Raw genomic sequence first — 18,366 nt, 5'->3', positions numbered from 1 at the left:
CCTAACGCATGGTGAAGCGGCGCTCCACCAGTTCTGAAATTGCCGGTATAGCCAGGGCGCTTGCGAAAAGCGTGTTCCTTGCCGACATGGCGGGAGGCGGGAGCGGTCTGCCCAGAGCCATGTTGAGGCCGGCCTGACGTGAAGCGCGAAGCGCCGCTTTCCTGCGTGACTTCTCGAAATTTGCCACATCGCGTCCTACGTCGGCACCCCGAAAGGATGCATCAATGATGGGGGCCAGAGCTGCAGCATCCAACCAGCCAAGGTTCATGCCCTGCCCGCCGATGGGGCTGATCTCGTGAGCGGCATCCCCCAGCAACACCACCCTGCCGTGAACCATGCGCTGAGCCAGCCGCGAACGTACTTCGAAAGCGCTCAACATCGAATTGCCGGCTGTGTCCAGTACCTCACCGGTCCTGGCCGTGACCAGGTGGGCCAGCCCCGCCGCCGTCGGGTTCTTGTGCGGTGCGCCCAGCCTGACGACCCATCTGCGGATGCCTCCTGGCAGAGGAAATGACTCCACGATTCCTTCGGGTTCCAGGTACAACACGGCGTCGGCGCCATGCCCCGTGTCATCCGGGAAATCGCCCATGATGTAGCAGTCCGGATAGCTGCGGAACGGCAAGGCCGGCAGGTAGTGCGGACGGATGGTTGAGTGCGCTCCGTCTGCGGCTATTACCAAGCGTGCATCTGCTTCCAGGCTCCCGGAAGGTGAAACCCCGCGAACGTGTAAGGTTTCGCCGCCGTGGTTGATCTCCTGGACATCGACACCCCGGACGATGGCGCCGGCATCCAGATCCCGTACCGCCAGCTCCAGAACTTCCTCGGTGAACGTCTGCGGGACGGCAAGGATGAAGGGAAACGCAGCGTCGCCGTCGAACGCGAGCTCCGCCACCCGTCGTCTCCGGCTGTAAGCCACGCCGCGCTGGATGTGGACTCCGGCAGCCATGAGTTCCTCGGCAACTCCAGCCCGCGCCAGCTCGGCCAAGGCCGGGGGGTGGATTCCGATCGCGCGGGAACGGTTGCTCCTGCCCCTTCGACGCTCCAAAATGCGGACCTGATATCCCCGTTGAAGCAGCAGGACGCCCATGAACAGGCCCACAGGGCCGGCCCCCACAATCACAACGTCAGGCACGGTTCTCCCCGCGGTGTTCGGTAAGGGCCTGGGGAAGGGCATGGACAAGGAGATGATGCCACGGTCCGTTTGGTTCCACGGTCCATGGGGCCGGGACTGCTGCTTTCAGTTCCGCCGCGGTGTAACTGCGCCTGATGGACGTCAAACCATCCCCGCAGATGTACGAGCCCACGCCCAAAGGCCAAAATCCTGCCAGGAACAAGAAGTATGCGATATTGCTGCGATTGAGGTCGTTATGGAGGCAAAGTCCCCGGCTCAACAACTCCGAATCGTGGAGGACCGCCGCAAGTTGCGCGGGATCGAGGTGGTGGAGGATGTGGTTGGAGATGACGACGTCAAACGTCCGGCCTTCCGCGACGAGCTCTGAGCTGTGCGCCTGACGGTAGCTGACCCCCTCCATACGAGGGGCTTGGGATGCAAAGGCGAAGGCTCTCTCATCCGGGTCGACCGCTGTCACTGTGAGCCTGAAGCCATCCCGTCGGGCCCACTTCGCGAGGCTCCGTGCCACATCTCCGCTGCCGCATCCGATGTCCAGCAATGACACCGCACGATTGGCTGCCAACAGCGGCCGAAGTCGTCGACGATACGTCCGGTGCCACCCCGAAAGCAGCCTGTTCACCACCGGGAAGCGGGCGTAAGTCCTGTTGAGGCGCCTGGGGTCGCAGTCTTCCCTGTCCATCTCCTCGACGGCGTGCAAATCCCTCTCTTGTAGGGATCCCCAGGGACTCACAGCGCAGGCGAGACCAGCGTAAAGAGTCCCGTTTCAACTGTCAGGCCCGGGCCGAACGCCATGGAACAGATCCTTTCCTCACGTTCGCTGACCGACCGTTCAAGCATGTACTTCAGGACGAACAGCACAGTAGCGCTGCTCATGTTCCCGTATTCCCTCAGCGTTTCCCGCGCGGGAACCAACTGTTCCTGGGTGAGTTCCAACTTGGACTCCACCTTGTCCAGGATGCTACGGCCGCCGGGATGGATGGCCCAGTGGGTAATGTCCCGGTAGGGGAGGCCGGCCAAGGAAGGCTCCCTGGCAAGCAGCGGCGCAAGGGCACCAGTGATGTGTTCCTCAATAATGTGCGGGACGTACGAGCCCAGCACCATCTCGAACCCTTCGTCACCGATGTTCCAGGCCATGGCTTCCTCGCCCACAGGTGTCAGCACGGTTTCAAAGTGGTCCAGGCGGATGGCCGGTTCCGGCCCCTGCAGCTCACGCGCGGTCACGACGGCGGCCGCCGCGCCGTCACCGAAAATCGCCGACCCCATGATCGTGTCGGGATCGTTCGAGGTCCTCACATGCAGGGAGCAGAGTTCAACACAGATCACCAGGACAACCGCGGCGGGGTCAGCGACACAGAACTGCTTGGCCGCCTTGAGGGCGGGGAAGGCTGCGTAACAGCCCATGAAGCCAAGATGGTACCGCTGCACTGCGGGGTTGAGCCCCAAGGCTCTGACCACCTTGTAGTCCGGACCAGGGTTGAAGAACCCTGTGCAGGACACGGTGATGACGTGCGTGATGTCATCGAGGTCGATCCCGGGCGCCTGGGCCACTGCGGCCTTGCCGGCCTCCACGAACAATTTGGTGGCTTCAGTTGCAAAGATCTCGTTGCGCACTTTAGTGCTGGGGCTCAGGACGCGGTTGGTTTCGGGGTCGAAAAACTGCGGATTCTCGGCACGTGCATCAAGGCTGAGCTCCGCTACCGCGGTGTACCGGGTGTCAATTGCCGCAGAGTCGAAACAGGTACTGACCAGTCGGGTACCCAGCCGCGTTAGGCCTGGCTGTGATGCGAAGACGTCACGGGCTTGCTGCTGTACGAGGATGGTTTGCGGAACTGCGGTTTCAAGGGACCTCATGTATACCGGCATGCTTCATTCTTAGCGAGTAAAGCTGGGAAGACAATGGCAGAATCGATCGTACTGACCGAGGTTGGTCAGTAAAAACCAGGCGACGCCGACGGGGGACTGTTGGACCGCGCCGCCTAACAGATGGAGAAATGATGACTATTGCTGCGAGTACCGACAAGCAATCTCCTGCATGGCACGCGGCCGATACCCACGATCTGATCCGGGTTCAAGGCGCACGCGAAAACAACCTGAAGGACGTCAGTGTTGAGATCCCGAAGCGCCGACTGACGGTCTTCACGGGTGTTTCCGGTTCCGGGAAGAGTTCGCTGGTCTTCGCCACCATCGCTGCAGAGTCGCAGCGCATGATCAACGAGACCTACAGTGCTTTTGTCCAGGGCTTCATGCCGTCCCTGGCCCGGCCGGATGTGGACGTGCTCGAAGGACTGACGACGGCGATCATCGTGGACCAGGAACGCATGGGCTCCAACCCGCGCTCTACCGTGGGCACCGCCACCGACGCCAACGCCATGTTGCGTATCCTGTTCAGCCGGCTTGGCCAGCCACACATTGGTTCGCCCAACGCCTATTCCTTCAACGTGCCCACGGTGAAGGCCAGCGGCGCCATCACCGTGGAACGTGGCGAAGGCAAAACGAAGACCGAGAAAGCGACCTTTAACCGGCTGGGTGGCATGTGCTCCCGCTGTGAGGGCATGGGTTCGGTCAACGACTTCGATCTCACGGCTCTCTACGACGAGACCAAATCCCTGAGCGAAGGCGCCCTGACCATTCCGGGATACACCATGGATGGCTGGTATGGGCGCATCTTCAGTGGCTCAGGGTTCTTCAATATGGACAAGCCCATCTCCAAGTTCACCAAGAAGGAACTGCACGATCTCCTCTACCGTGAACCCACCAAGATCAAGGTGGAGGGCATCAACCTCACGTACGAGGGCGTGATCCCCAAGATCCAGAAGTCGATGCTCAGCAAAGACGTCGATGCTTTGCAGCCGCACATTCGTGCCTTCGTGGAACGGGCCATTACCTTCACCACGTGCCCGGAGTGCGAAGGCACCAGGCTGAGCCCCGAGGCGAGGTCTTCCAAAATTAGAGGCAAGAGCATCGCGGATGTCTGCACCATGCAGATCAGCGACCTCGCAGGCTGGGTTCGCGAGCTTGATGAACCCTCCGTAGCTCCTTTGCTCAAGGGCCTCCAGCACCTTCTCGATTCTTTCGCCGGCATCGGATTGGGTTACCTGTCCCTTGAACGGCCGGCCGGCACGTTGTCCGGGGGAGAGGCCCAGCGGACCAAGATGATCCGGCATCTGGGGTCGTCCCTCACGGACATCACCTATGTCTTTGACGAACCAACCATTGGGCTGCACCCCCACGACATCGAGCGCATGAACCAGCTGCTGCTGCAGCTTCGCGACAAGGGCAACACAGTGCTGGTGGTGGAACACAAGCCGGAAACCATCGCGATCGCGGACCACGTCATCGATCTGGGTCCTGGCGCCGGCACCGGAGGCGGCACCGTGTGCTTCGAGGGTGACCTTGAGGGATTGCGGGGGAGCGACACAATCACGGGTCGCCATCTGGACGATCGCGCATCCATCAAAGACAGCGTGCGATCTGCCTCCGGCCACTTGGAAATCCGTGGTGCCTCCACAAACAACCTCAAAAACGTCGACGTCGACATTCCCCTTGGCGTTCTTTGCGTCCTCACCGGGGTGGCCGGCTCGGGCAAGAGTTCACTGATTCATGGTTCCGTAGCCAAGCGGGACGGTGTCCTGGTGATCGATCAGGCTGCCATTCGGGGATCCCGCAGAAGCAACCCCGCCACGTACACAGGACTCCTGGAACCCATCCGTAAGGCGTTCGCCAAGGCCAACGGCGTCAAGCCTGCGCTCTTCAGCTCGAACTCCGAGGGCGCGTGCCCCACGTGCAATGGAGCGGGTGTCATTTACACGGATCTCGGTGTCATGGCCACTGTCGAGTCGCCCTGTGAAGAATGCGAGGGAAAGCGCTTTCAGGCCTCTGTTCTAGAGTATCGGCTGGGGGGTCTCAATATTGCAGAGGTGCTTGCAATGTCTGTAGATGAGGCTGAGGTTTTCTTCAGCGAAGGCGAGGCGCGGACCCCGGCTGCCCACAAGATTCTCGATCGTCTTGCCGATGTTGGACTGGGCTACCTGACGCTTGGGCAGCCGCTGACCACCTTGTCCGGCGGTGAGCGCCAGCGGCTCAAGCTGGCGACGCAGATGTCCGAAAAGGGAGATATTTACATTCTCGACGAGCCGACCACCGGCCTGCACCTGGCCGATGTCCAAAATCTGCTGGGCATGCTGGATCGTCTGGTTGCAACCGGAAAGTCGGTGATTGTCATCGAACACCACCAAGCCGTCATGGCACATGCCGACTGGATCATCGACCTCGGACCAGGCGCCGGACACGACGGCGGCAAGATCGTTTTCGCCGGAACGCCGGCTGAGCTTGCGGCCGGGCAGTCGACACTGACGGGCAAGCACCTGGCTGCGTACGTCTCAAAGTAACGTCCTTGATGTGGTCGTTTCGACGGCGCTCGAAGCGACCACATCAGCCGCTCCCCAGATCCTCTCCAAAACGCCGATAATCTACATTATGTAAAGTAGAACTGTGATTATGGCGTCTGATGTGTGATCACCCCTCCTCTGCCCGTCGGATCCTTCACCCGCTGGCATCACCTGCGACGCAACAGGGTAGTCTCTACAGACGGGCCGCTAATTCAACACAATTATTCAAAGAATTCGACGGAATTTGCAGAACTAAAAATATCGACCATCCTGGCAACTTTGAGTAGCCAGCCAAATTCGCGGGTTGCAACACAAACAGGGTGGGTGTTCCCTCAAAGAGACACCCACCCTGCCTCTATGGATAATGTCTAATCGGAGGGCGTGGCGCCAGAACGTCGGCGTGCAATCACTACCGAGGCGGCGCCCGCTGCCAGCACGCCTGCTCCAGCCAGCCCCCAAACAATGAGGCCGGGATCAGTAGCCAACTTCTCCGGCCCTACTGCCGCACGAGCGTCCGTGACGCTGGAGACAGCAACGAAGTCGGAATCATGGTTGCCACCCCCCTTACCGTTGCCGTTGTTTCCGCGTCCGTGGTTGCCGTTGTTTACAGCCACCCGTGCAGAGCGAGTAACTCCGGACTCTGAACCAACGGCTGTAATCATGAAGCTTCCGGCGTCTTCGAAGGTGACGCTCGTAGTAATGGCGCCTTCACCGTTGGCGACAACGCTGAAGTTCGCTGGAGCGCTCCCCTGTGGTCCACCCCTCTTCTCGAAAGTGATGTTGACGGTTTCGCCTGGGAGGTATCCGCCGGCGGCGAAGGTGATGGTTTCACCGCGGTCAATCGTGCCGTCCGAGACGGTTCCTTGCTCATTGCCTGGCGCCGGGTAGGTGCTGGCTACGGCTGGTGCAATACCAGCGAACATGACGGTTCCCGCAACCATAAGAGTTGTGATGGTCTTTTTCATTTGTTTCCCTTGAGATCAATGAGTAAATCTACGTAAATGACGGCGTAACCGCTACGTAAATAACTTGTGGAACCCCCATATGCAATAGCAAGCGAAACGTTATCACGCAGATGTTGCCGCGACAAGGCGGGATTGAATGATTACAAAGCCCTAACCAAGCGTTTAGTTGACACAACTATCTCACTTTCTTCATTTCTCATACAGTATTTGTGACAAAATCAACGGGCTCTGTGACAAGCAGGCGAGCTCCAGCCGTGTGCTCAATCGGGCCGGGAACCAAAAAGGATGCCCACCCGGTAATCCGGATAGGCATCCCTGTTGTTGTCCTAAGCCGCCGGACTTCCGGCCGGCAACGAGCAGAGTTATTGAGCCTGCTGTGCTCCTGCAATGTTGACCAGCCAGCCGATACCGAACTTATCCACGCACATTCCGAAAGTGTCACCCCAGGGCGCCATCTCAAGCGGCACGGTGACCGTGCCGCCATCCACCAGCTTGTCCCAATACCCGCGAAGTTCCGCCTCGTCCGATGAGTCTCCGCTCAAGGAGACCGAAATGTTGTCACCGGGGTTGTACGCCATGCCGTTTGGGGTATCCGCGGCCATCAGCGTCAATCCGCTCGGAGATTCCAGCATGGCATGCATGACCTTGTTCGCCTCGGCTGGATCTTCGCTGGCCTGATAGTCGCCGAAAGTGCTGATGTTCAGTTCACCGCCAAAGACGGATTCGTAAAAAGTGACTGCATCCCGGGCGTTGTCCCGAAACGAGATGTAGGGGTTGAGGCGGGTGGTCATTGGTCAGTTCTCCTCGTTTGTAGTGGTGATGGTCACACATCGGTGTGCGGCAATGTTAACAGCGCCAACACGCGCCTGTCCCCCATTGCTTTCAGTCGCCGTCGTACGCCTTTTGGAGGATATTGATGTCGAGTTTCCGCATCTTCAACATGGCCTCCATAGCGCGCTGAGCACCTGCGGGATCGGGACCGCTCAACAGTCCCGACATGGCCGTGGGAACGATCTGCCACGACAATCCGAACTTGTCCTTAAGCCATCCGCACTGGCTCTCCTCTCCCCCGACCAGAAGCGCGCCCCAGTACCTGTCAACCTCCTCTTGGGAGTCGCAGTTCACAACCAGCGAGACCGCCTCATTGAACGTGAAAGCCGGTCCCCCATTGAGCCCCAAGAACTCCCTGCCCTCGATCTTGAATTCAACAGTCAGGGTGGTTCCATCGGGCCCGGGCGTCGTTTGCCCCATGGACGAATGATCGAACGTCGATGTGTAGAACTCGGCCGCTTCGCTCGCTTGCCCGTCAAACCATAAACAGGTGGAAATCTTCTGCATGTGCCGCTCCTCCAAGGTAGCCGGGAACTGCTTTGTCCCCCGTCAGGCTAGTACCGTGTGATCGCCCACACAACGCCCGACGGCGAGTCCAAGGGACCACTCATGCGGCACCTGGCGCCGAGGTACTGAAGCACTTACCTTCTGCTCAGTCCCCCGCCGTGCGGATCCGGCTCACCAAACCCACGGTGTTGGCCTCGCTATCCTCAATGAACGCCATCCATTCTTCCGAACCGGCCGGCCCCAGAGTGCCGTCCTCGTGCGCATAAATCATGTGCGGATCGGCGATGATACGGACTCCACGGCGCCGAAGTGCTGCCACTGTTCCGTCAAGATCTGCCACTTCGAGGTACAGCAGCGACGACGGTGCACCTTTCTCCAGCAGGAGGCGGACTCCACCCACATCAAAGAACAGGAGACCAGGGGGATCAAAGAGGGCGCTCGGCTCGGCGTCCAAGAGTGCAGCGTAGAAGGCAGCTGCCCTTTGAAGGTCGTCGGCGTGCTGGGCCACCTGAACAAATCGCATGGTCTCCTCCTGGTTGGGCTGACACATGGGCACTTGCGCTCATGGTGGCGGCCCAAGGGGCGATACGCAAGAGCTGCGGCACGGGCGCCAACTTCGCGCCGGAGGGACACCCCGATAGTGTCATGAGTATGTCTTCCCCATCACGACTCTGGATCCCCGCAGCCATTGCCGACCTTTTGCTGGTTCTTGTCTTCGCCGCCATCGGCCGGGACGCGCACGCCCGCGGAGATATTATTTCGGGAGCTTTTGCCACAGCGTGGCCGTTCTTGGCCGGAGCAGCCATCGCTTGGGCGGTAACGCGTGCATGGCGCTCACCCTTGGGCATGTGGCCATCCGGGGTGTGCATATGGATCGGCGCAGTAGTGGTGGGCATGTTGTTGAGGGCAGCCACAGGCCAAGTCGTGGTGCTGCCGTTCGTGCTGGTGGCTTTGATCACCCTCGGCGTCTTCCTTCTGGGATACCGGCTTCTCGCAGCGATGCTTTTGCGGGCATCGCGCAAACGGCAACGCCGGGTGTGATCAAGCCCCTGCCGAAAGGAATGCACTAGGCTGGAAAACGTCCGCAACGATGCATTTTCCGGAAAGGCCCCACGTGATCACCGCTTTCGTCCTGATCAAGACCGATGCCTCGCGCATACCGGAGACCGCCGAACAAATCTCGGCTATCCAGGGCATCAGCGAGGTCTACTCCGTCACGGGCGAGTGGGATCTTATCGCGGTTGCCCGGGTCAGCAAGCACGACGAGCTCGCAGATGTGATCGCCGATCGCCTGTCCAAGGTTGCTTCAGTGGTTCACACCACTACTCACATAGCCTTCAGGGCATATTCACAGCATGACCTGGACGCAGCCTTCGCTCTCGGATTCGAGTAACAGCAGGACTGCCGGTCATCAGCTTTGGCTGAGGGCCGTCCACTTGGCGAGTACTTCGGCGGCTTTGCCGGAGTCGACGGATTCTGCTGCCCGGGCGAATGCGGTGCGCATCCGCTGCTCAAGGCTTCCTTCGGCATGGAGATCGATGGACACCAAGCCAGCCGCGGCATTCAGAAGAACTGCGTCACGCACCGGACCGGTCTTACCATCGAGGATCTCTCGAACCACGGCCGCATTAGCGGCAGCGTCGCCTCCGCGAAGGTCTGCAACTGTCGACGGGCGGATTCCGAGATCGGCCGGCGTAAACACCTGCTCCTTGACTGTTCCGTTCCTGAATTCCCAGACGGTCGATGGCCCGGTAGGGGTCAACTCGTCCAGGCCATCGTCACCCCGGAAGACCAGGCCCCGGCTGCCGCGTCGGGCCAGCACCCCGGCCACCAACGGCGCCATGCGAGCGTTGGCTACGCCCACGGCCGAGGCCTGAACATGTGCAGGGTTGGTCATCGGTCCCAGGAAATTGAACGCAGTGGGTACAGCCAGTTCACGGCGAGGAACAGCTGTGTGGCGGAACGATGGGTGGAAGACCTGGGCAAAACAAAATGTGATTCCCGCCTCTTCGGCGTTCCGTGCCACCTGCTCGATCGAAAGATCCAAGCGGACACCCAAAGCCTCCAGAACATCGGCCGAACCCGAAGCGGAAGAAGCAGCCCTGTTGCCGTGCTTCACAACCTTGGCCCCGGCGCCGGCAGCCACGAGCGCGGCCATGGTGGAGATATTCACGGTGTTCAGCCGGTCTCCCCCAGTTCCTACGATGTCCAGCTTCTCACCGGAGATATCGATCGGATTGGCGTGCTGAACCATGGCCTCAACCAGGCCGGCCAGCTCTTCCACCGTTTCCCCCTTGGCGCGGAGTGCCACCAGGAAGCCGGCGATCTGCGCCGGAGTCGCTTCTCCGGCCATGATGGTGTTCATAGCCCACTCTGTGTTGCCCACTGCAAGGTCGTCGCCGTTGATCAGTGCAGAGATGAGGCCTGGCCAGGTATTGCTGGCTGCAGGTGCCGATGCCGGAGAAGTCACTCCCTGATGCTATCGAGCCAGCCACGCCGATGACCAATGTGAACCCGACCGGGAACTTTTCCGCGCGAATTCGCGTCTTTGTAGAAAAAGTCTCCCGAATCGGTGGTTTGCATTGGGAACTCTGGACTTTTACAGACATAATGTCCTTGTGACATCTGCGACCCATGCCCCCAGTACCCCGGCGCACCCGACGCTGAACCGCCCCAACTTGGTTTCTGTTGGAACCGTAGTTTGGCTGTCCAGTGAGTTGATGTTCTTCGCCGGCCTCTTTGCCATGTACTTCACCCTGCGCTCCACATCCGGAACGATGTGGGCCGAGGAGACGGCCAAGCTCAACTTCCCGTTTGCGCTCGTCAACACCATCGTCCTTGTGGCAAGTTCCTTTACTTGCCAGATGGGCGTCTTTGCCGCCGAGCGGCTCGAGCCGCGCCGTACCGGTGGGCTCCTGCAGTTCACGCGTTGGGGCATGACCGAATGGTTCTCCCTCACGTTCGTCATGGGTGCCTTCTTCGTAGCCGGCCAGACCATGGAATACGCGATGCTCGTCTCCGAGCATGTATCCCTGTCGTCCAACGCTTACGGCTCGGCCTTCTACATGACCACAGGCTTCCACGGCCTTCACGTCATTGGCGGCCTGATCGCGTTCCTGTTCATCATCGGCCGCGCGTTTGCAGCCAAGAAGTTCGGACACTTTGAAGCGACGTCGGCGATCGTCACCTCGTACTACTGGCACTTCGTTGACGTTGTGTGGATCGGCCTCTTCCTGGTCATCTACGTCCTCAAGTAAGCCCGGCTTTGACTCTTTTTCTACAAGAGGCAGAATTTCAAGAAGCGGCTCACGGAGCCGACGCAGGATCGAATAAAGGAACCACCACGTGAAGGCACTCTCGCAGAAGCGACGTCACCCACTGGCAGCCATTGCGCTGTTGCTGATGGGCCTCCTCCTCACTGGTGGGCTGTACGCCGTTGCCACAACTGTCAACCAGGCCAAGGCCAGCACCACAAGCTTCAGCGCAAGTGACGTAGAAGAAGGCGGCAAGCTATTTGCCGCCAACTGCGCCACCTGCCACGGCATGGGTGCCAGCGGAACCCAGGACGGCCCCTCGCTGGTCGGCGTGGGTGCTGCTGCAGTTGACTTCCAGGTTGGCACCGGCCGTATGCCCATGCAGATGAGCGGCCCGCAGGCCCAGCAGAAGCCCGCCCAGTTCAATGCGGAACAGACTAAGCAGCTCTCTGCTTACGTTGCATCCCTCGGCGCAGGTCCGGCCATCCCCGAGGAACACCTCCTCGACGGAAAGGGAGACGCAGCCAACGGTGGCGAACTCTTCCGTGTCAACTGCGCCATGTGCCACAATGCCGCCGCGGCCGGTGGCGCCCTGACCCGCGGCAAGTTTGCCCCCGCGTTGGCAGGTGTGAGCCCTGAGCACATTTACGAGGCCATGGTTACCGGTCCGCAGAACATGCCCGTCTTCAGTGACTCGAACGTCACCCCTGAGGACAAGCGCGATATCATCACCTTCCTGAAGACCATCGAAGCCAACGGATCCCCCGGTGGCGCGGACCTTGGCTCGCTTGGCCCGGTATCTGAAGGCCTGTTCGTTTGGGTTGCCGGCTTGGGTGTCATCATCGCATTCACGATCTGGTTGACGTCCCGCACGTCTTAGTCCGGACAGGACAAAACTTCTGCTGCAGGTCAGCAGTTTGAAACTGAAAATAACTCGGCCCCGGCCGAGACAACGAGAGAAGGATGAGGCGAATTATGGGCAACCATAGTGACGGCAGTCCGAACCACTCGGGCACCGTAGCTACGGCTGGTCAGAATGAGGTGGAGAAGTTCCAGGATCCTGGGCTCCCTCCGCATCGTTTGCGCCTGGCTGACACGGACCCGGTAGCCGCAAAGCGCGCCGAGCGTCAGGTAGCCATTCTGTTTGGCACCTCTGTAATCGGTACGCTGGTGTTCCTGGTGGCATACTTTGCCATTGACTTGGGCGAAGATACCTCCATTGCGACCATCCGCACCCAGAACCTCCTTCTGGGGCTCGGTACGGCCTTTGCAATGCTGGGAATCGGCACCGGAATCGTGCACTGGGCCAAAGCCCTGATGCCCGATCACGAAGTGTCTGAAGAGCGCCACGCTATCCGTACTGAAGAAGATCGCCAGGCAGCAGTCCGCATCGTCGACGACATCGTGGACGAGACCGGCATCAAGCGCCGCCCGCTGATCCGCAACACCCTTCTTGGTGCCGTTGCACTTGCTCCTCTGCCTGCCCTTGCCATCTTCGGCGATTTGGGCCCGCGGCCGGACAACGCTTTGGCACATACGATGTGGGCGCCCGAGGGCGACAAGCTCAAGCGACTGACCCGCGACCCTGATGGCACCCCCATCAAGGCTTCGGACGTCACCATCGGTTCTGCCTTCCATGTCATCCCCGAAGGCCTCAATGAGCTCCACGAAGGCAAGCTGAACGAAAAGGCCAAAGCCGTCGTTCTCCTGATGCGCCTGGACCCGGACTCCTTGAACCCCTCGGAGGGACGCGAAAACTGGAGCTACAACGGCATTGTTGCTTACTCCAAGATCTGCACGCACGTCGGTTGCCCGGTTGCTCTTTACGAGCAGCAGACGCACCACCTCCTGTGCCCCTGCCACCAGTCCACGTTTGACCTCACGCAGGAATGTAAGGTCATCTTCGGACCGGCAAGCCGTCCGCTCCCCCAGCTGCCCATCGCAGTTGACGCAGAGGGCTACCTCGTCGCCACCAGCGACTTCAGAGAACCTGTAGGACCGAGTTACTGGGAGCGTGACGAGCATGAGCGCCTCATCAACAGCTGAAGCCCCCTTCGTTCCGAAGACCAAGGTTGGTAGTTTCACCAACTTCGTGGACGAGCGTGTTGGCGGCTCCGGCATCCTGCGCGAGTTCGGCCGGAAGGTCTTCCCCGACCACTGGTCGTTCATGTTCGGTGAGGTGGCGCTGTACTCCTTCGTCATCTTGCTGATGTCAGGTACCTTCCTGACCTTCTTCTTCGATCCGTCAATGGCGGAAACCCACTACCAGGGTTCCTACACACCGCTATACAACGTCGAAATGTCTGTTGCCTACAGCTCTTCGCTGAACATCTCGTTCGACGTCCGCGGCGGTCTGTTCATGCGTCAGGTTCACCACTGGGCAGCTCTGCTGTTCGTGGCGTCGCTGGGTGTGCATATGCTGCGCGTCTTCTTCACGGGCGCTTTCCGCAAGCCCCGCGAAATGAACTGGGTTGTGGGCGGCGTGCTGCTCATCCTGGCAATGGCTGCCGGCTTCACGGGCTACTCACTCCCCGATGACCTGCTGTCCGGCAACGGCCTGCGCATCATTGACGGTGTTATCAAGTCCATTCCGGTCATCGGAACGTACACGTCGTTCTTCCTCTTCGGTGGAGAGTTCCCGGGTACGGCTATCATCGGCCGTTTGTACGTGCTGCATATCCTCCTGGTTCCGGCGCTGATCCTCCTGATGATTGTCATCCACCTCTTCATGGTGGTCGTGCACAAGCACACCCAGTACCCCGGTCCCGGCCGCAATGACGGCAACGTCGTCGGCTACCCCCTCGGCCCGGTATACGCTGCCAAGGCCGGTGGATTCTTCTTCATCGTCTTCGGTGTCCTTGCCCTCATGGCGGCAGCCTTCACGATCAACCCGATCTGGAACTACGGCCCTTACGACCCCTCCCCGGTTTCGGCCGGTACCCAGCCTGACTGGTACATCGGGTTCGTCGACGGCGCCTTGCGCCTCATGCCGGGTGTCATCAACGACTTCCATTTCGAATGGGTCATCTTTGGACGCACCCTGACGCTGAATGTTCTACTTCCGGCACTCGTGCCCGCGGGAATCATCTTCACCGTGCTGTTCATGTACCCCTGGATCGAACGCTGGGTCACCAAGGACAACCGCGAACACCATGTTCTGGACCGTCCGCGCAACGCCCCGACCCGCACCGCGATCGGCGTTGCAGGCTTCACCTGGTACTGCGTGATGTGGGCAGCCGCTGGTTCCGACCTCATCGCAACGCACTTCCACGTGTCGTTGAACGATGTGACGTACTGGCTCCGGACGCTGTTCTTCATCGGCCCGGTTATCGCCTTCATCGTGACCAAGCGCATTGCACTGGCCCTCCAGCGCAAGGACCGCGAAATTGCACTTCATGGCCGTGAGACAGGACGCATTGTCCGACTCCCCCATGGTGAGTTCATTGAGGTTCACGCCCCGCTGGATGAGTACAAGCGTTACAAGCTCGTCGGGTTCGAATCACCTGCTCCCATCCCGGCCCAGCCGAACGAACACGGAGTCGTCACCCGCAAGGAGAAGCGCCGCGCGGCACTTTCCCGCTGGTTCTTCGAAGACCGTGTTGCCCCGGCGACACCGGCGGAACTCGAAGCAGCGCACGCTCATGGCCACCACGAGGCCATCGCAGCTGGTGAAGACCAGAAGAGCCTGAGCCACTAGCGCTTAGCTCTCAAACATAAGGGGAAGGGCCCGGTCCGCATGGACCGGGCCCTTTTCTTATGTCTTTTGTCCTACCCCACGAACATCCAGGGCTACGGGTAGCACATGGTTATTGGGTGCGGTACCCCGACGAGTAGTTTCGGGTGGGACGAATGCCGGGGCGTTGCAAGGGAACCCAAAGTTTATAGCGGTCAGCCCTGTAGTACGAGACCGAGTAGTCCACCATTGCCCGGGCAACGAAGGCGTGACGCTGGATCTTGAGCAGCGGGGCGCCGACATCGACGTTGAGAAGTCTGGCAGTGGACGGAGACGCCGCAGTGGCCTCGATCATGTCCTCACCCCACTCCATGACCAGGCCAAAGCGTTCGCTCAGGACGTTGTAGAGCGAGGTTGGAGGCGCCTCATCGAGCAAGCCTGGCACCCGGTGTGCTGGAATGAAGTTCTCATCCACGCTCATGGGTTCGTTGTCAGCCAACAGAAGCCGCCTGAAACGCACCAGCGGTGTGCCTTCTTCGAGTTGCAGCTCCCTTGCAAGGAATGCACTGGCAGCGATTTGTTCGAAGCTTAGAACCTTAGCGGCGGGCACCATACCTCGGCGCTGCATCTCCTCGCTGTAGGAGGTCAACTTCACCTGTAGATCCAGCTTTGGCTTCCTGACGAAGGTGCCCAGCCCCACCACGCGCTCTATGACTTCTTCGCCAACCAAAGCATCAATGGCCTGACGAACAGTCATCCTGGCCAGTCCGAACCGTTCCGATAGATCCCGTTCAGAGGGCAGCGCAGAACCGGGCGGGCAGGACTGGACAATAAACGTCCGTAAAATCTCGCGTAGCTGAACGTAGATGGGTGTGCCGCTGGCGCGGTCGATCTCGCCGGCAATGCTTGCTGCTTCAGCCACGGCAGTCTTCCAGCAATTGAGTCATGCTTCAAGGATAATTCAGCCGGCCGGAGGTCTAGACCAGTGGGGCTGAATGTGGAACGGGTCCGGCCCCTGCGGCTACGCTGGTATGGATCATTTTTCAGGCGGGCGATCCGTCGTACCAAAGGAGCTGGGTTGCCGGAGCAGAAAACCTTCGTCGCCGCAGAAATCGGGCTGCACGCTCGGGCGGCCGCAGTATTTGTCCGAGCCGTCACCGAAACAGGACTGCCGATCACTATCCGCAAGCAGGACGGCCTGCCCGTGGACGCCCGCTCGCTTTTGGAGGTCATGACAGAGGACTTTGAACAGGGGTGCGAAGTTTTCCTCGCAGTAGCTCCAGAGGCACTCAGCGCCGGTCACACTCTTCCCGAGGTCGAGAATGCCCTCGTCGCTCTCTCGGCTGTCCTGGAGGGCACACAAGCCCGCTGACAGCCCCTCAGCTCCATCAGACCACCTGCGGCGTCGCCAGAGGGTCGGAATCGGAAACAGTACTTAAAGACGAAGGGCCCCACCAAGAGGTGGGGCCCTTCGTTGTACTACAGCTACTTAGTGGGCGTGATCGCCACGGCTGTACTCGAAGACCCAGCCAACCAAGGCAATCAACGCAAGACCGCCAGCAACGTAGGTTACCCAGAAGCCGATGGCGAGGCCGAGGAATCCACCGGCACAAGCCAAACCGAGAACCAGCGGCCACCAGCTCCAAGGGCTGAAGTGCCCCTGCTCGCCGGCGCCTTCGTGGATCTCTGCGTCGGGGCGGTCTTCGGGACGCAAGCCAATTCGCTTACCCGTGAACCCGAGGTAGGCACCAATCATGCCGGCAAGTCCACCGACCAGGAGGATGCCCAGGACACCAACCCATTCAGACCATTCCGTCAGGAAACCATAGGCGATGGCTACGGGGACGAAGAAGAAGACACCGGCTCCGAAGAGCCACGATTCAATTTTCATTTGCTGACGTCCCTTTGGTCGGCGTTACCCAAGACAGCTGCTGCGGGTGACGGGGCCTCGGCGGTGTGAACCTGCGCCAACTCCGGGTGGTGAAGGTCCAGAGCCGGGCGCTCGGAGCGAATACGGGGCAAGGAGGTGAAGTTGTGGCGCGGCGGCGGGCAGGAAGTTGCCCATTCCAGCGAAGCACCGAAGCCCCACGGGTCGTCCACTTCCACCTTCTTGTTGCTGCGCCAGGTGATGTAGACGTTCCAGAAGAACGGCAGGAGCGAAGCGCCAAGGACGAAGGAGGAAATGGTGGAGAACTGGTTCATCCACGTGAAGTTATCCTGCGGCATGTAGTCGGCGTAACGACGCGGCATACCCTCAACGCCCAACCAGTGCTGGATCAGGAACGTGCCGTGGAAGCCGAGGAACAGCAGCCAGAAGTGGATCTTGCCGAGACGCTCGTTGAGCATCTTGCCGGTCCACTTGGGCCACCAGAAGTAGAACCCTGCGAACATGGCGAACACGACCGTACCGAACACCACGTAGTGGAAGTGGGCTACAACGAAGTACGAGTCCGATACGTGGAAGTCCAACGGCGGCGAGGCCAGGATGATGCCTGTGAGGCCACCGAAGAGGAACGTCACCAGGAAGCCGATGCTCCAGAGCATGGGCGTCTCAAAAGTGATGGATCCCTGCCATAGGGTGCCGATCCAGTTGAAGAACTTCACGCCAGTGGGAACTGCGATGAGCATGGTCATGAAGGCGAAGAACGGCAGCAGCACTGAACCGGTCACATACATGTGGTGGGCCCACACAGTAACGGACAAGGCGGCGATGGCGATCGTTGCGTAGACAAGACCCTTGTAGCCGAAGATCGGCTTGCGGCTGAAGACCGGGAAGATCTCCGAAACAATGCCGAAGAACGGCAGGGCGATGATGTACACCTCGGGGTGACCGAAGAACCAGAACAGGTGCTGCCAAAGGACTGCACCCCCGTTTTCGGGATCGAAGATGTGGGCACCGAAGCGGCGATCCGCACCGAGTGCGAACAGTGCTGCAGCAAGCGGCGGGAAGGCCATCAGGACCAGGATCGCGGTAACCAGCGTGTTCCAGGTGAAGATGGGCATGCGCCACATGGTCATGCCCGGGGCGCGCATGCAGATGATGGTGGTGATGAAGTTGACGGCACCAAGGATTGTGCCGAAGCCGGAGAGGGCAAGGCCGAAGACCCAAAGGTCACCACCGACGCCGGGACTGAACGTCGTGTTCGACAATGGCGCGTAGGCGAACCAACCAAAGGAGGCAGCACCCTGGGGGGTGATGAATCCGGAAACAGCGATGGTTGAACCAAAGAGGAAGAACCAGAAAGCCAGGGCATTCAGTCGCGGGAATGCAACGTCGGGCGCGCCGATCTGCAGCGGCATGATCACGTTGGCGAAGCCAGCGAACAGAGGCGTAGCGAACATCAGGAGCATCACGGTGCCGTGCATGGTGAACATTTGGTTGTACTGCTCTTTGGTCTGCAGGATCTGCATACCGGGTTCGAACAGTTCAGCACGAATCAGCAGCGCCATGACGCCACCGAGGCAGAAGAACACGAATGACGCAATCAGGTACATGTACCCGATGGTCTTGTGGTCCGTGGAGGTAATCCAGTTGACGACGATGCGTCCCTTGGATTTAGGAACTACGGGAGCTTCTAGGACCCCCGGTGCGGATTGAGTGTACGTAGCCACGTCG

The 18,366-nt window shown here is 60.0% G+C and carries 19 protein-coding genes; 8 read left to right on the top strand and 11 right to left on the bottom strand.

What is annotated here, in order from left to right; genetic code table 11:
* Nucleotide 1: 1 nt before the first annotated feature.
* From J3A64_RS05755 to J3A64_RS05745, 3 genes are read right to left on the bottom strand one after another with little or no spacing between them, the layout of a single operon-like run.
* Nucleotides 2-1,132 carry an NAD(P)/FAD-dependent oxidoreductase gene (locus J3A64_RS05755; protein WP_210063789.1) on the bottom strand — a complete coding sequence of 377 codons (1,131 nt, stop codon included), beginning with the start codon at nt 1,130-1,132 and terminating at the stop codon, nt 2-4.
* Nucleotides 1,125-1,862: a class I SAM-dependent methyltransferase gene (locus J3A64_RS05750; protein WP_011774883.1), complete on the bottom strand. Its 738-nt coding sequence runs from the start codon at nt 1,860-1,862 to the stop codon at nt 1,125-1,127. The genes J3A64_RS05755 and J3A64_RS05750 overlap by 8 nt, the downstream gene beginning before the upstream one ends.
* Nucleotides 1,859-2,995, bottom strand: coding sequence for a type III polyketide synthase (locus J3A64_RS05745; protein WP_011774884.1), 1,137 nt, complete (start codon nt 2,993-2,995; stop codon nt 1,859-1,861). Before J3A64_RS05745 ends, J3A64_RS05750 begins: the two co-directional genes overlap by 4 nt.
* Before the next feature lie 131 nt (nt 2,996-3,126).
* On the opposite strand from J3A64_RS05745, the gene J3A64_RS05740 reads away from it, so the two are divergent.
* Nucleotides 3,127-5,520: an ATP-binding cassette domain-containing protein gene (locus J3A64_RS05740; RefSeq protein ID WP_374100534.1), complete on the top strand. Its 2,394-nt coding sequence runs from the start codon at nt 3,127-3,129 to the stop codon at nt 5,518-5,520.
* Nucleotides 5,521-5,888: 368 nt separating this feature from the next.
* Here J3A64_RS05740 and J3A64_RS05735 read toward each other — a convergent pair whose 3' ends face one another.
* From J3A64_RS05735 to J3A64_RS05720, 4 genes are all read right to left on the bottom strand, one after another.
* The gene (locus tag J3A64_RS05735) at nt 5,889-6,485 is read right to left on the bottom strand and encodes a hypothetical protein (protein ID WP_011774886.1); all 597 of its coding nucleotides are present in this window, start codon (nt 6,483-6,485) and stop codon (nt 5,889-5,891) included.
* Nucleotides 6,486-6,847: 362 nt separating this feature from the next.
* On the bottom strand, nt 6,848-7,276 hold the full coding sequence (locus J3A64_RS05730; protein ID WP_210063787.1) for a VOC family protein: 429 nt from the start codon (nt 7,274-7,276) through the stop codon (nt 6,848-6,850).
* A 91-nt stretch (nt 7,277-7,367) separates the two neighbouring features.
* On the bottom strand, nt 7,368-7,823 hold the full coding sequence (locus tag J3A64_RS05725) for a VOC family protein (RefSeq protein WP_210063786.1): 456 nt from the start codon (nt 7,821-7,823) through the stop codon (nt 7,368-7,370).
* A gap of 145 nt (nt 7,824-7,968) precedes the next feature.
* On the bottom strand, nt 7,969-8,346 hold the full coding sequence (locus tag J3A64_RS05720) for a VOC family protein (protein WP_043806109.1): 378 nt from the start codon (nt 8,344-8,346) through the stop codon (nt 7,969-7,971).
* 128 nt (nt 8,347-8,474) lie between these two features.
* Here J3A64_RS05720 and J3A64_RS05715 point away from each other — a divergent pair, with 128 nt between their 5' ends.
* Nucleotides 8,475-8,864 carry a DUF3054 domain-containing protein gene (locus tag J3A64_RS05715; RefSeq protein WP_011774889.1) on the top strand — a complete coding sequence of 130 codons (390 nt, stop codon included), beginning with the start codon at nt 8,475-8,477 and terminating at the stop codon, nt 8,862-8,864.
* Nucleotides 8,865-8,937: 73 nt separating this feature from the next.
* Nucleotides 8,938-9,216 carry an Lrp/AsnC family transcriptional regulator gene (locus J3A64_RS05710; RefSeq protein ID WP_014921945.1) on the top strand — a complete coding sequence of 93 codons (279 nt, stop codon included), beginning with the start codon at nt 8,938-8,940 and terminating at the stop codon, nt 9,214-9,216.
* Nucleotides 9,217-9,234: 18 nt separating this feature from the next.
* Here the strand turns inward: J3A64_RS05710 and trpD are convergent, their stop codons facing one another.
* On the bottom strand, nt 9,235-10,293 hold the full coding sequence (trpD, locus tag J3A64_RS05705) for an anthranilate phosphoribosyltransferase (RefSeq protein ID WP_011774891.1): 1,059 nt from the start codon (nt 10,291-10,293) through the stop codon (nt 9,235-9,237).
* Between the two features lie 148 nt (nt 10,294-10,441).
* Between trpD and J3A64_RS05700 the strand changes: the two genes are divergently transcribed.
* The 4 genes from J3A64_RS05700 (at nt 10,442) to J3A64_RS05685 (ending at nt 14,774) form a co-directional block, all read left to right on the top strand.
* Complete coding sequence (locus tag J3A64_RS05700; protein ID WP_081589141.1) at nt 10,442-11,080, top strand: heme-copper oxidase subunit III; 639 nt, start codon at nt 10,442-10,444, stop codon at nt 11,078-11,080.
* 88 nt (nt 11,081-11,168) lie between these two features.
* Nucleotides 11,169-11,957, top strand: coding sequence for a c-type cytochrome (locus J3A64_RS05695; RefSeq protein WP_011774893.1), 789 nt, complete (start codon nt 11,169-11,171; stop codon nt 11,955-11,957).
* 95 nt (nt 11,958-12,052) lie between these two features.
* Nucleotides 12,053-13,123 (top strand): ubiquinol-cytochrome c reductase iron-sulfur subunit, encoded by a 1,071-nt coding sequence (locus J3A64_RS05690; protein ID WP_043470287.1) that lies wholly within the window; start codon nt 12,053-12,055, stop codon nt 13,121-13,123.
* Nucleotides 13,101-14,774 carry a ubiquinol-cytochrome c reductase cytochrome b subunit gene (locus J3A64_RS05685; protein WP_014921947.1) on the top strand — a complete coding sequence of 558 codons (1,674 nt, stop codon included), beginning with the start codon at nt 13,101-13,103 and terminating at the stop codon, nt 14,772-14,774. Before J3A64_RS05690 ends, J3A64_RS05685 begins: the two co-directional genes overlap by 23 nt.
* A gap of 109 nt (nt 14,775-14,883) precedes the next feature.
* On the opposite strand, the gene J3A64_RS05680 is transcribed toward J3A64_RS05685, so the two are convergent.
* Nucleotides 14,884-15,672 carry a GntR family transcriptional regulator gene (locus J3A64_RS05680; protein ID WP_210063785.1) on the bottom strand — a complete coding sequence of 263 codons (789 nt, stop codon included), beginning with the start codon at nt 15,670-15,672 and terminating at the stop codon, nt 14,884-14,886.
* Nucleotides 15,673-15,828: 156 nt separating this feature from the next.
* On the opposite strand from J3A64_RS05680, the gene J3A64_RS05675 reads away from it, so the two are divergent.
* Entirely contained in the window at nt 15,829-16,122 is a 294-nt protein-coding gene (locus tag J3A64_RS05675) for an HPr family phosphocarrier protein (RefSeq protein WP_187329876.1), read from the top strand.
* A 117-nt stretch (nt 16,123-16,239) separates the two neighbouring features.
* On the opposite strand, the gene J3A64_RS05670 is transcribed toward J3A64_RS05675, so the two are convergent.
* Complete coding sequence (locus J3A64_RS05670; RefSeq protein ID WP_011774898.1) at nt 16,240-16,641, bottom strand: cytochrome c oxidase subunit 4; 402 nt, start codon at nt 16,639-16,641, stop codon at nt 16,240-16,242.
* Nucleotides 16,638-18,362, bottom strand: coding sequence for a cytochrome c oxidase subunit I (gene ctaD / locus J3A64_RS05665; RefSeq protein ID WP_011774899.1), 1,725 nt, complete (start codon nt 18,360-18,362; stop codon nt 16,638-16,640). The genes J3A64_RS05670 and ctaD overlap by 4 nt, the downstream gene beginning before the upstream one ends.
* Nucleotides 18,363-18,366: the final 4 nt, after the last annotated feature.

Source organism: Pseudarthrobacter sp. PvP004 (genome assembly GCF_017876035.1).
GTDB classification, from domain to species: Bacteria; Actinomycetota; Actinomycetes; order Actinomycetales; family Micrococcaceae; genus Arthrobacter; species Arthrobacter aurescens_A.
The sequence above is the reverse complement of the archived record's forward strand: the minus strand, read 5'-3'. Positions and strand labels throughout refer to the sequence as shown.